9 protein-coding genes and 1 tRNA gene are annotated in these 12,395 nt (G+C 69.7%); 2 read left to right on the top strand and 8 right to left on the bottom strand.

Annotated features, from left to right (window positions below):
- Positions 1 to 91 precede the first annotated feature (91 nt).
- The 7 genes from pknB to ABIC28_RS07840 all read right to left on the bottom strand — a co-directional run bounded on the left by pknB (position 92) and on the right by ABIC28_RS07840 (position 9,712).
- Entirely contained in the window at positions 92 to 2,017 is a 1,926-nt protein-coding gene (gene pknB, locus ABIC28_RS07810; RefSeq protein ID WP_097210729.1) for a Stk1 family PASTA domain-containing Ser/Thr kinase, read from the bottom strand.
- Entirely contained in the window at positions 2,014 to 3,375 is a 1,362-nt protein-coding gene (locus ABIC28_RS07815; protein WP_097210728.1) for a serine/threonine-protein kinase, read from the bottom strand. Before ABIC28_RS07815 ends, pknB begins: the two co-directional genes overlap by 4 nt.
- Positions 3,376 to 3,378: 3 nt before the next feature.
- Positions 3,379 to 4,869 (bottom strand): peptidoglycan D,D-transpeptidase FtsI family protein, encoded by a 1,491-nt coding sequence (locus tag ABIC28_RS07820; protein ID WP_209927972.1) that lies wholly within the window; start codon positions 4,867 to 4,869, stop codon positions 3,379 to 3,381.
- The gene (locus ABIC28_RS07825; RefSeq protein WP_097210726.1) at positions 4,866 to 6,320 is read right to left on the bottom strand and encodes an FtsW/RodA/SpoVE family cell cycle protein; all 1,455 of its coding nucleotides are present in this window, start codon (positions 6,318 to 6,320) and stop codon (positions 4,866 to 4,868) included. The genes ABIC28_RS07820 and ABIC28_RS07825 overlap by 4 nt, the downstream gene beginning before the upstream one ends.
- Positions 6,320 to 7,786, bottom strand: coding sequence for a PP2C family serine/threonine-protein phosphatase (locus ABIC28_RS07830; RefSeq protein ID WP_097210725.1), 1,467 nt, complete (start codon positions 7,784 to 7,786; stop codon positions 6,320 to 6,322). The genes ABIC28_RS07825 and ABIC28_RS07830 overlap by 1 nt, the downstream gene beginning before the upstream one ends.
- Positions 7,783 to 8,247 carry an FHA domain-containing protein FhaB/FipA gene (locus tag ABIC28_RS07835; RefSeq protein WP_077044015.1) on the bottom strand — a complete coding sequence of 155 codons (465 nt, stop codon included), beginning with the start codon at positions 8,245 to 8,247 and terminating at the stop codon, positions 7,783 to 7,785. Before ABIC28_RS07835 ends, ABIC28_RS07830 begins: the two co-directional genes overlap by 4 nt.
- 166 nt (positions 8,248 to 8,413) lie before the next feature.
- The gene (locus ABIC28_RS07840) at positions 8,414 to 9,712 is read right to left on the bottom strand and encodes an FhaA domain-containing protein (protein ID WP_209927970.1); all 1,299 of its coding nucleotides are present in this window, start codon (positions 9,710 to 9,712) and stop codon (positions 8,414 to 8,416) included.
- Between the two features lie 162 nt (positions 9,713 to 9,874).
- Between ABIC28_RS07840 and ABIC28_RS07845 the strand changes: the two genes are divergently transcribed.
- Positions 9,875 to 9,960 (top strand) — tRNA-Leu (locus ABIC28_RS07845).
- Positions 9,961 to 10,474: 514 nt separating this feature from the next.
- On the opposite strand, the gene ABIC28_RS07850 is transcribed toward ABIC28_RS07845, so the two are convergent.
- Positions 10,475 to 11,527: an FAD-dependent monooxygenase gene (locus tag ABIC28_RS07850; protein ID WP_209927969.1), complete on the bottom strand. Its 1,053-nt coding sequence runs from the start codon at positions 11,525 to 11,527 to the stop codon at positions 10,475 to 10,477.
- Between the two features lie 54 nt (positions 11,528 to 11,581).
- Between ABIC28_RS07850 and ABIC28_RS07855 the strand changes: the two genes are divergently transcribed.
- A complete protein-coding gene (locus ABIC28_RS07855; RefSeq protein WP_209927968.1) occupies positions 11,582 to 12,154 on the top strand; it encodes a TetR/AcrR family transcriptional regulator in 573 nt (190 codons plus the stop codon).
- Positions 12,155 to 12,395 lie beyond the last annotated feature (241 nt).

Consider the following 12,395-nt stretch of genomic DNA (forward strand, 5'->3'; position numbering starts at 1 on the left):
CGCGGCGTCCGGGATGCCGCGCCTACGCGTGAGGGGCATCTTCGTGCGGTCGAACCGCACGAAGATGCCCCTCAACGGAACGGGCTACCGGCTACCGGGGAATACCGAGCTGACCGATCCCGACCGAGATGGTCGAGGTCTTGGAGATCTCCGAGCCCGCCGGCTGCGCCTGCGTGACCACCTTGCCGACCTGATCGGTCTCCAGGGTGGCCTCGGGATGCTGGACGAGCTGGCTCGAGGATCCGGTCCAACCCGCGCGCCGCAGTGAGTCCAGCGCCTGCGACACGCTCTGGTTGTTCAGGTTGGGCATTGTGACCATGTTGCCGTTCGACACCCGGATCTTGACGGTGGCGCCCTTGGCCGCCGCGCTGCCGCCGGTCGGGTCGGTGGAGACGACCTCGCCCTTGGGCTTGCCGGAGTCGATGTTCTCGACCTGGACCTTGAAGCCCGCGCCCTCGATGTTCGGTTGCGCGACGTCGAGGGTCTGGCCGACGACGTTCGGGATCCGGATCTGTTCCGGTCCGCTGCCGAGGGTGATCTTCACGGCGCCGTCCAGCGCGACATTCGACCCGGCTTCCGGCTTCTGCGCGACCACCTTGTCCAGCTGGTCTTGCGTCGACGCGGCGGTGCTCACCGTCGAGTCCAACTGCAGGCCGATCGTGTTCAGCGCCTGCGCCGCCTGCGCCTGTGTCATGCCGGTCAGCGTCGGGACCTCCACCTCCTGCGGACCGGTTGACACGTCGAGAGTCACCGTGGTGCCTTCGTCGGCCCTGGTTCCCGCGACGGGGATGCTGGCGATGACGTTGCCCGAGGCCACGTTATCGCTCGGCTTCGGCTGGCTCTGCACCCGGAAACCGAGATCCTGCAGTGCGTTCTGGGCGTCCTGCGCGGACTGGTTGGCGACGTTCGGGACCGTGACCTGCGCGGCCTTCGAGCCGGGGCCGAGCGACCACAGGAACGCGCCGACGATGCCGATCACGGCCAGGGCCGCCAGCGACAGCAGCACCGCGCGCACCGCCTTACGGCTGCGCGGCTGGCCGTCCTCCGGCGCAGGCGCGGCCGCCTGCGCCACCGGCGGGGGCGAGACGGGGGCCGCGCCGTACCGGTTCTGTGCGTCCACCGCGCCGAGGATCGTGGTGCGGTCCTCGTCGTTCATCACCATCGGTGCGCCCGGACGCTGACCGCCGAGCACCCGCACCAGATCGGAGCGCATGTCGGCGGCGCTCTGGTACCGGTTGGCCGGGTTCTTGCTCATCGCCTTGAGGATCACCGAGTCGAGCTCGCGCGGCACGTTCGGATTCACGCTCGAGGGCAGGGCCGGGTCCTCCCGGACATGCTGGTAGGCGACGGCCACCGGGGAATCGCCCTTGAACGGCGGCTCGCCGGTGAGGATCTCGAACAGCACGCAGCCGAGCGAGTACACGTCCGAGCGGGCGTCGACCTGCTCGCCGCGCGCCTGCTCGGGCGAGAGGTACTGCGCCGTGCCGATCACCGCGGATGTCTGCGTCATCGGGCTGGAGGCATCGGAGATCGCGCGGGCGATGCCGAAATCCATCACCTTCACCGCGCCCGCGCGGTTGATCATGATGTTCGCCGGCTTGATGTCGCGGTGCACGATCCCGTTGCGATGGCTGAAATCGAGCGCCGCACACACGTCGGCGATGACCTCCATCGCGCGCCGGGCCTGCATGGGGCCCTCGGTGCGGACGATGTCGCGCAGCGTGTCGCCGTCGACGTACTCCATCACGATGTACGGCAGCGGACCGCCGTCGGTCTCGGCCTCGCCGGTGTCGTAGACGGCCACGATGGCCGGATGGTTCAGTGCCGCCGCGTTCTGCGCCTCGCGGCGGAAACGGAGGTAGAACGTGGGGTCGCGGGCGAGATCGGCGCGCAGCACCTTGATCGCTACATCCCGGCTCAGGCGCATGTCGCGGGCGAGGTGCACCTCGGACATGCCACCGAAGCCGAGGATCTCGCCCAGCTCGTAGCGGGAGGAGAGCTTGCGGGGTGTGGTCATGGCTGTCCTTGCGGGGCCGGTTCGAGGACGTCCGGCGTGGTCGTGGCGGTGGTCGTGCGGGGCGCTGTCGTGGTGGTGGTGGTCGGTTCCGTCGTGGTGGTCGTCGGCTCCGTGGTGGTCGTAGTTTCCTCGGTGGTGGTGGTGGTCGGTTCCGTCGTGGTGGTCGTCGGTTCCTCGGTCGTGGTCGTCCGCTCCGTGGTGGTGGTCACGGGCGGGCGGGTGGTTGTGGTGACCACGGGCCGCGTCGTCGTCACCGGCGGCGGCGTCGGATTGCTCGGCGCTCCGTCACCGCCGGACAGGAGAATCCACACGGAGATCAGCAGGGCCGCGAGCAGCAGGCCGCCGCCGCCCCACGCGAGGATCTTCTGTCCCTTGGTCATGCCCGTCGCCACCGCCGGCACCGACCCGGAATCGGGGCCAGCATATTCGCGCTGGGACGTCGGCAACATCTGGGTCCCGACGATGGGCGGCACCGCCCCCGTCATGGGCCGCGGCGGCAGGCCCGCCCCTGGCAGCGGCGGCCGCGCGCCGGACCTGACCACGGCGACCGCGTCGGCGAATTCGCCGCCGCTGCCGTACCGCGCGGCCGGGTCCTTGGCCATTGTGATGTCGATCAGCTCGCGCACGTTCGGCGGCAGATCCGCAGGCAGCGGGCTCGGCACCTCCTGAACGTGCTTCATCGCCACCGTCAGTGCGCCGTCGCCGACGAACGGCCGGCGGCCGGAGAGGGCCTCGTAGCCGACGACGCCAAGCGAGTACACGTCGCTGGCAGGCGAGGCGTCCTGTCCGAGGGCCTGTTCGGGCGCGATGTACTGGGCGGTGCCCATCACCATGCCGGTCCGGGTCACCGGGGAGGCCTCGACGGCCTTCGCGATGCCGAAGTCGGTGATCTTCACCTGGCCGGCGGGGGTGATCAGGATGTTGCCGGGTTTGACGTCGCGGTGCACCACGCCCGCCTCGTGCGCCACCTGAAGGGCGCGGCCGGTCTGCTCGAGCATGTCGAGCGCGTGCGGCAGCGCCAGCCGGCCGACACGCCCCAGCACCGCGTTCAGCGGCTCTCCGTTGACCAACTCCATCACCAGGTACGCGGTGGACTGGCCGACGCTGTCGAGGGTCTCGCCGTAGTCGTAGATCCCCGCGATGCCGGGGTGGTTGAGCTGGGCGGTGGTGCGGGCCTCCGTGCGGAAGCGCTCCAGGAACTCGGGGTCCGCAGAGTACTCCGACTTGAGGACCTTGACCGCGACCCGGCGGTGCAGGCGGTTGTCGACGCCCTCCCAGACCTGGCCCATGCCGCCGGTGGCGATCAGCCGCTGCAGCCGGTACCGGTTCGCGATCACCGCGCCGTTGTTCAGACTCATCACTCAGCCCCCCTGCCGCAGTCCGGCTTCGATGACGGCCCGCCCGATCGGTGCCGCGACCGAGCCTCCGGTCGCGGCCAGGGCGCGGTCGCCGCCGTTCTCCACGAGCACGGCGATCGCGATCTCCGGGTTCGCCGCCGGGGCGAACCCGATGTACCAGGCGTGCGGTGGGGTGTTGCGGGGATCGCTGCCGTGCTCGGCGGTTCCGGTCTTGGAGGCGATCTGGACGCCGGGGATCTTGTTGCCGCCGCCGGTGTTGTTCTCCGAGCCGATCATCAGGTCGGTGAGCGTCGCGGCCACCTGTGGGGACACCGCCTGACCCAGCGACTCGGGGTGCGTCGTCGCCAGGTTCGACAGGTCGGGACTCTGCAGCTGGGCCACCACGTGCGGCTGCATCCGGACGCCGCCGTTCGCGACGGTCGCGGCGATCACGGCGTTCTCCAGCGGGGTCAGCGCGACGTCGCGCTGACCGATGCTGGACTGCCCGAGCGCGGCGTCGTCGGGGATCGATCCGACGGTGCCGTCCGCGACCGGCATCGGGATGCCGGGCGAATCGGGCTGGATGCCGAATCCGGCGGCCTCGTCCTTGAGGGCGTCGGCGCCGGTCCGGATGCCCAGCTCGACGAACGCCGTGTTGCAGGACCTGGCGAAGGCCTCCCGCAGCGTGGCGGTCGGACCGCCGCCGCAGGTGCTGCCGTTGTAGTTCTCCAGCGTGGTGTTGGTGCCGGGCAGCGTGATGTTCGGCGCCGCGGTCAGCTGCTCCTCCGGGTTTGCCCCGTTGCTCAGCGCGGCGGCGGTGACCACCACCTTGAACGTCGAGCCGGGCGGATAAGTCTGCGAGATGGCCCGGTTGAGCAGCGGCTTGTCCTCGTCCTCGTTCAGCGCCTCCCAGGCCTCGGTGCTGACCGCGCCGTCGTGGCTGGCCAGCAGGTTCGGGTCGTAGCTGGGCGTGCTCACCATCGCCAGCACCTCGCCGGTGCTGGGCCGGATCGCGACAACGGAGCCGGTGTAGCCCTTGGCGGTCAGCTGGTCGTACGCCACCTGCTGGACGACCGGGTCGAGAGTGGTGACCACGTTGCCGCCGCGCGGGTCGCGGCCGGAGACCAGGTCGAAGAACCGTCGCCCGAACAGTCTGTTGTCGGAGCCGTTGAGCACCTGGTCCTCGGTGCGTTCGAGTCCGGTGCTGCCGTAGAGCATCGAGTAGAAGCCGGTGACCGGCGCGTTCGCGAACGGGCTCGACGGTGCCGCCGGGTTCGGCGGATACGTGCGCAGGTACTTGTACCGGTCGTCGGTGGGGACCGACGCGGCCAGCACCTGACCGCCCGCCGAGATCTGTCCGCGCTGACGCGAGTACTCGTCGAGCAGGACCCGGGAGTTCCGCGGGTCGGTGCGCAGGTCGTCGGCCTTGATGACCTGCACGTACGTGGCGTTGGCCAGGAGTGCCACCACCATGACCATGACCGCCATCGCGACGCGGCGCAGGGGCGTGTTCATGGGCGCCTCAGCATTTCGGTCGGTGCGTCCGCGATGGGGGCGGGTCCCTTCTTCGTGGGCTTCGGTGGGGTCCGCGCGGAGTCGGAGATCTTGATGAGCAGCGCCAGCAGCAGGTAGTTCGCCAGCAGCGAGGAGCCGCCGTACGACATGTACGGGGTGGTCAGGCCGGTCAGCGGGATCAGCTTGGTCACACCGCCGACGACCACGAAGACCTGGATCGCCACGGTGAACGAGAGCCCGGCGGCGAGCAGCTTGCCGAAGCTGTCACGCACCGCCAGCGCGGTCCGCAGCCCGCGGATGACGAAGATCAGGAACAGCATCAGCACGGCGGCCAGGCCGATCAGCCCGAGCTCCTCGCCGATCGTGGCGACGATGAAGTCGGTCTTCGCGAACGGGACCTGGGACGGCCGCCCGCTGCCGAGGCCGGTTCCGGCGAGCCCGCCGGTTGCGAGCCCGAAAAGTGACTGCGAGATCTGATACCCGGTGTTGTTGTAGTCGCCGAGCGGGTCGAGCCAGGTGTTCACCCGGACCCGGACGTGGCCGAAGAGCTGATAGGCGAACACGAACCCGAGCGCGAGCAGCCCGCCGCCGATCAGCAGCCAGCCGACCCGTTCGGTGGCGATGTAGAGCATCACCAGCACGGTGCCGAACAGCAGCAGCGAGGTGCCCAGGTCCTTTTCGAGCACCAGCACGCCGATGGAGACGATCCAGGCGACGAGGATCGGCCCGAGGTCACGGGCGCGCGGCAGGTCCATGCCGAAGAAATGCCTGCCCGCCGTGGTGAACAGCTCGCGCTTGGACACCAGGACGGAGGCGAAGAAGATGATCAGCAGGATCTTGGCGAATTCTCCGGGCTGAATGCTGAAGAACGGCAACTTGATCCAGATCTTCGCGCCGTTCACCTCGGACATCGACGACGGCAGCACCGCGGGGAGTGCGAGCAGCACCAGGCCGGCAAGGCCCAGGGTGTAGCTGTAGCGCGCCAGCAGTCGGTAGTCCTCGAGGAACACCAGCACCGCGATGAAGCCGGCGATCGCGAGCGCGGTCCACAGCACCTGCTGATTGGCGTCGGGGGAGGGGATCTCCCACCCGAAGGAGGCCGCGGTCGCGGCGTCGGCGAGGTCGAGCCGGTGGATGAGCACCAGTCCGAGACCGTTGAGCAGCGCGACGATCGGCAGCAGCAAGGGGTCGGCGTGCGGCGCGAACCTGCGCACCGCGAGGTGGGCGATGACGAACAGGACCGCATAGGCGAGCGCGTACTTGGCCAGGTCGAGGGTGATCTTCTGCTCCTGGCTCGCCTCGACCAGGATCAGCGACAGGGTGGTGATCGCGATGGCGCAGCAGATCAGCACCAGTTCGACGTTGCGTCGGTTCGATTGCACGGGTGCGGGCGCGAACCCTCCGGCCGGACTCGGGAAGGAGGGCCCCGACGGTGCCGCGGAGACAGACATCAGCGGCCGGTCCTGCAGTTCTGCCCGGGCACCTGTGCCTGAGCCAGCTCGGAGGGGCTGAGCGGCGGCGCCGCGGTGGTGGTGGGCGTCGGCGGCGCCGCGGACGGCGGCGGTTGGGTGGGCGGCGAGGCCGGGATGGTCGGCGCGGCGGGGGCACCGGTCGCCGGGGGAGCTGGGGGCGCGGGGGGCGCGGCGGTGACGCTCTGGCACACCGGGAGCAGGTCGGCGGTGGCGAGACGGCTCATCTGACGCTTGGCGTCGTCGAGGCTCCCGGACGGCAGGCCGGCGCGCACCTGTTCACGCGCGGAGGGCTGCAGGTCGTCCACCATCAGCAGGGTGCAGTTCGTCGGCTCCGCGTCCGGGGTCACCAGGCTCAGCGAGCCGCTGTTGGTGATGCACCCGACGAGGTTCGCCTCCTGCAGCGAGTACCCGAACACGGAACCGGGGACGCCGCGCAGCACGGTCACCCGGCTGTCATCCGCACCCACGTAGTAGTTGCTGCGGATCAGGCTGCGCCCGACAACGAGTCCCACGACCACGACGGCGATCAGCCCCAGTCCCAACAGGATCCAGGTCAGTCGTCGCTTCGGCTTCGCGGCCTCGGTGTCGACCGGGCCGGTCACCCGGCGCGGGGTCGCCCGCGGCGGGCGCATGGCGGCGGCCCGTCCGGCGGCGGTGTCCGGCGGCGGGGAGTCGTCCTCGTCCTCGTGGGAGGCGGCGCCCGCCACGATGGGGTGGCTCTGGCCGTAGTCGAGGTCGATGACGTCGGCGACCACCACCGTGACGTTGTCCGGTCCGCCGCTGCGCAGCGCCAGTTCGATCAGCCGGTCGGCGGACTCGCCGTGCTCCCCCTCGCCGAGCACCTCCGAGATGGTCTCGTCGCTGACGACATCGGAGAGTCCGTCGGAGCACAACAGGTACCGGTCGCCCGCGCGGGCCTCCCGGACCGTGAGCGTCGGCTCGATCTCGTTGCCGGTCAGCGCCCGCATGATCAGCGAACGCTGCGGGTGGGTGTGCGCCTGCTCGGCGGTGATCCGTCCCTCGTCGACGAGGGACTGGACGAAGGTGTCGTCGCGGGTGATCTGGGTGAGCACGCCCTCGCGCAGCAGGTATGCACGCGAGTCGCCGATGTGCACCAGGCCGAGCTTGGTGCCCGCGAACAGGATCGCGGTCAGGGTGGTGCCCATGCCGTCGAGTTCGGGCTCCTCCTCGACCTGATCGGCGATGGCGGCGTTGCCCGCGCGGGTGGCGGCCTCGAGCTTGCCCAGCAGGTCCTCGCCGGGTTCGTCGTCGTCGAGATGCGCGAGGGCCGCGATCATCAGCTGGGAGGCGACCTCGCCCGCGGCGTGGCCGCCCATGCCGTCGGCGAGCGCGAGCAGCCGGGCGCCCGCGTACACGGAATCTTCGTTGTTCGAGCGCACCAGGCCGCGGTCGCTGCGGGCCGCGTAACGGAGGACGAGGGTCACGGGCGCAGCTCGATCACGGTCTTGCCCACGCGAACCGGGGTGCCGAGGGGCACCCGCACCGCGGTGGTCACCTTCGCGCGGTCCAGATAGGTGCCGTTGGTCGATCCGAGATCCTCCACGTACCAGTCGGTTCCGCGCTGGGACAGCCGGGCGTGCCGGGTGGAGGCGTAGTCGTCGGTGAGCACGAGGGTGGAATCGTCGGCTCGGCCGATCAGGACGGGCTGCGCGCCGAGCGTGATGCGGGTGCCCGCCAGCGCGCCCTGCGTGACGATGAGGAACTTGGCCACCTTCGGCTTGCCGAACGAGGGCAGCACCGAGGCGCTCCGCGAATACCGGGGCGGGACACGCACACCCGAGGCTGCGTAGACGTCACTGCGCAGGGCACGGAGCACGCCCCAGACGAACAGCCACAGCAACAGCAGGAAGCCCGCCCTGGTCAACTGCAGGATGAGTCCCTGCACGGCGGTCCACCTCCTCATTCGTGGCGATCGGGTGGTCCCGAACTCCGGCATTTTATAGGCAGCATCCTATGGCGATGCGGCCTGTGTCGATCGCTATATGGGTGCGCAACCACCATACGGAATCCGAAGAGGCTTCCGCTGGTTCGGCTGTTACCGCCGTGGCGGATCAGAGGATACGGACCAGGATCTCGGAGTTGCCCGCGCGGATCACATCACCGTCGGCGAGCTGCCAATCCTGAACCGGGGCGCCGTTCACGGTGGTGCCGTTGGTCGAGCCGAGATCCGAGAGCATCGCGACCTGGCCGTCCCAGCGGATCTCGATGTGGCGACGCGAGACTCCGGTGTCGGGCAGCCGGAACTGTGCCTCCTGACCGCGGCCGATCACGTTGCGGCCCTCGCGGAGCTGGAAGTTGCGGCCGCTGCCGTCCTCGAGCTGCAGGGTGACCGTGAAGGTGCGGTCGGCATCGAAGCCCGAGTACGCGCCCGCGCCCGCGCCCGCGCCGTACTGCTGCTGGTCGTAGGCCGGGTAGTCCTGGCCGTACGCGCCCTGCTGGTAGTCGTAGCTCTGCGGGGCCTGCTGGGCCGGGTAGCCGGAGCCCTGCTGCTGCGGCGGGTACCCGGGGGACTGCGGCGGGTAGGCCGGCGCGCCCTGCTGGTAGCCGCCCTGCGGCGCGTAGGGATCGTTGGCGGGCTGGGCGTACGGGTCGTTGCCGCCCTGCTGCGCGTAGGGATCGCCTGCGCCCTGCGCGTAGGGATCGTTCGCCGGCTGGGCGTACGGGTCGTTGCCGCCCTGCGCGTACGGATCCTGGTAGCCGCCGCCGTAGGGGCGCTCGTAGCCGTTGCGCGGCTGCTCGCTCGCGTAGCCGTTGTTGCGCGGCTGCTCGCTGGGGTAGCTGTTGCCGTTGGCGTACCCGTTCGAGGCGTATGCCGGCTGGTATTCGGGCCGGCCCTCGTTGTCCGCGGGCTCGCGGTTGGCGTCGTAGCCTGAGTTCTGCGTCATGGGGCCAGCTCCTGGGTTCGGATGAGCGGAGGGTCGAGGTAGCGGGACTGCGTGCACTTCCGGGCCTGGGCTACGAGCCGGTGGCCGCCCCGCGTCGGGGTCCACCGTCCCGCTGGTCCGGAACTGGCCCGTGTGCAACGCCGGGCTCGGTTCGAACCGCACGGTGATGGGGCCATAGGTCTGCCATCCCTGGTCGCGGATGAAGCCCTCAAGGTGTCGGGCGAAGGCCTTGACTGTCAAGTCCCGGTCCGTCGCCAGTTCGTCGTGATCGGATTCGTTGACGGTGATCACGTACATGTTGGGGGCCAGCAGGTGTCCGCCATCGAGGTGCTGAACCCGGTCAGTGGCCTCCTGCTGGAGTGCGGATTCCACCTCTTGGGGCATGACGCCGCCTCCGAAGACCCGGGCAAAGGCATCCCCGACGGCGCCCTGCAGCTTGCGCTCGAATCGCTGGACGATCCCCATCGTGGCTCCTCTCCGGTCCCGGTGGCGTGTCGCGGCCTCGATGCCGCCACTGCATGATATCTACCTTTGCCCGATGCCGGTGTGGGTGATCGCTTCCTTCGCAGGTCGAAGGGGCGAATCGTCATTCCCGACCGCCACGTGTTAATGTTTCCGGCGTCGCTCGGGCGAGTGGCGGAATGGCAGACGCGCTGGCTTCAGGTGCCAGTGTCCTTCGGGACGTGGGGGTTCAAGTCCCCCTTCGCCCACCATGAGCAGTTCGATGAACTGCGACGAACGAGGCCACGAACTCGAAAGAGTTCGTGGCCTCGTTTTTTTGGTTGATTTGGCCCATATGTCTCTCAAGAGGCCGTGGCCGAACTCATCGCGTCAGATGGGGCGTTCAACACCCGCCCGATGCGAGCTGCGCCCGATGCCGCTGCACCCCGCTACGGGGCTCCCGCGAGGCGTAGTCCTTTGACTCATCGGCCAGTTGGGCTGCGACCCGGCTCTTGCCGACGTCGGAAGCTCCGCCGATCGGCAGTGTGTCCCAACGGTGTTCCCGTCACGGGGCGAACGTATCGCGTGGGCTCCACGTCGGCCGCGGGGGTGTTCTCCTGCGATGTCGCCGATGCTCCGACTCCGGTGATCGACACGAAAGCTCGTGACGTCTCTCACAATCCAGCGAGTCACGATCCGGTCACGCTATGGTTACGTCAACACTGACCGCAGCTGACTTGATCGCTGCGGTCAGTCGTCATTTCGGGGTCCTTTCGCGGTCCCGCGTCATCCGAGCCTGGTCGCCAGGCCGATCGCGACATCCCGCAGCGGCGTCAGTCGGGTGGTGGTCGCCATCTTCCCCATGGTCCTCGAGGCGCGTACCAGCGCACGGGTGGGCCGCCGACGGCGCCGGTCGTAACGACGCAGGGCCTCGGACACGTCCGCGCTCTCGGTCAACGCCCTGCCGAGGGCCACCGCGTCGACCATCGCCTCGCAGGCTCCGCGGCCCAGGTTCGGTGCCATCGCGTGTGCCGCGTCGCCGATCAGGGCCACGTTGCCCCGTACGTACGACGGCAGCGCCGGGCTCTCGTAGAGGTCGTGGTGTAGCAGCGTGGCGGGGTCGAGCCGGTCGAGGATCGCCCGGACCTCGGGGTGCCAGCTGCCGAACCGCTCGCGCAGGAAGGCGGCGCCGCCGTAGGAGTTGTCTGGTCGTTCCGCAGGCTCCACTCCCGCGATGTCCGGTTTCATGCGGACCGCGGCGAAGAAGTTCGTCAGGCCACCGTCGCGCGGGCTGATCCCGAAGAGCGCGCCGTCGCCCCAGGTCTCGGCGGAGTTGTCGGCGGTGCCGGACACCCAGCCCCGCCAGGCGGCCATCCCGAGCGGGCGGGGGCGGTAGCGCTCGCCGAACACCGCGTCCCGGATCCGGCTGTTGATGCCGTCCGCGGCGATCACGACGTCAGCCCCGTCGCCGGTTCGGTCGCCGGTCGTGTCGTAGCGCAGCACTCCCGGCGCCAGCGGCGCGGCCAGGGTGCTCAGCAGCGCGGGCCGCGACAGCAGGGTGGTGGACCCGCCCCGCACCGTGATGCGGGCGATCGCGGTGCCGTCCGGGCGCAGCAGTGCGCCGGACGACTGCGGTACGCCGAGCTCTCGGACCCGGTCGCCGAGTCCGATCGCGTCCAGGGCGGTGAGCGCCTGCGGCCACAGGCCGAGCGCGGTGCCGGTGTCGGGCAGCGCATCGGCGCGTTCGTGCACCCGAACCTCCCATCCGGCCCGGATCAGGTAGTTCGCGGCGGTGAGGCCGCCGATGCCGCCGCCGACGACGGTTGCTGTTCGCCTCATATCCGACACGGTACTACGGATGTAGTGACAATACTACTGTTGTAGTGTCGCAGCATGTCCGGTAAGCGCGAGCGCGTCCTCGACGCCGCCATCGAGGTGCTCGGCACCCGCGGCCTCCGTGGGATCACGCACCGGGCCGTGGACGAGGTCGCCGGCATCCCGCAGGGCTCCACCTCGAACTACTTCCGGACCAGGGAATCGCTGCTGGAGGCGGTCATGCTCCGGCTCGTCGAGCGCGATCGTGAGGACTGGAGTGCGCTCGCGGCGGCGCCCCAGCCGGTCTCGGTGGATGAGTTCGTCGCCGGGATGACCGCGTTCGTCCGGTCGGCGACCGGACCGGACCGGGTTCGGACCGCCGCTCGGTACGCGCTGGTCGTCGCCGCGGTGGCGGAGCCGGCGCTGGCCACCCCGCTCGGCCGGGCCAGGGGCGAACTCCTCTCCTGGGCGACCGGCCTGCTCGCGGGGCTCGGAGCGGTCGAGCCGGAGCGGGTGTGCCGAATCCTGGCTGACTACGTGGACGGGATGATCCTGCATCAGTTGTCAACGCCCGCATCACAATTCGATCCCGCGAGCGAGATCGAGGCGGTCATGCGCGCCCTGCTCGGGGTAGATTCCGACGGCCCATGAGCGCCGGGATTCCCGACCTATGCACTGGTCAGGCGGCCAAAAAGGCTAACCTAAGTTGGCGCTCAACGGGGGTGCTGAATTATCGTGTTCGGAACATGCTGGACACACAACCGTCCAGATAGTCACTCAGCCACGTCGGCGGAGGCGGGGACACATCCCGATCACCGTCTGCCGCCGCAGCTGAATGGGCGCGCCGGCCCAGTGTTGCGTCGGCGCTTTGTATTGCCACGTGATGGCCATC

This window comes from Rhodococcus sp. PvR044, from assembly GCF_040548995.1.
GTDB lineage: Bacteria > Actinomycetota > Actinomycetes > Mycobacteriales > Mycobacteriaceae > Rhodococcus_G > Rhodococcus_G oryzae.

What these genes read in the sequence shown, in the direction of transcription:
- pknB (WP_097210729.1), bottom strand. Translation starts at nt 2,017, where the DNA reads ATGACCACACCCCGCAAGCTCTCCTCCCGCTACGAGCTGGGCGAGATC.
- ABIC28_RS07815 (WP_097210728.1), bottom strand. Translation starts at nt 3,375, where the DNA reads ATGAGTCTGAACAACGGCGCGGTGATCGCGAACCGGTACCGGCTGCAG.
- ABIC28_RS07820 (WP_209927972.1), bottom strand. Translation starts at nt 4,869, where the DNA reads ATGAACACGCCCCTGCGCCGCGTCGCGATGGCGGTCATGGTCATGGTG.
- ABIC28_RS07825 (WP_097210726.1), bottom strand. Translation starts at nt 6,320, where the DNA reads ATGTCTGTCTCCGCGGCACCGTCGGGGCCCTCCTTCCCGAGTCCGGCC.
- ABIC28_RS07840 (WP_209927970.1), bottom strand. Translation starts at nt 9,712, where the DNA reads ATGGGGATCGTCCAGCGATTCGAGCGCAAGCTGCAGGGCGCCGTCGGG.
- ABIC28_RS07850 (WP_209927969.1), bottom strand. Translation starts at nt 11,527, where the DNA reads ATGAGGCGAACAGCAACCGTCGTCGGCGGCGGCATCGGCGGCCTCACC.
- ABIC28_RS07855 (WP_209927968.1), top strand. Translation starts at nt 11,582, where the DNA reads ATGTCCGGTAAGCGCGAGCGCGTCCTCGACGCCGCCATCGAGGTGCTC.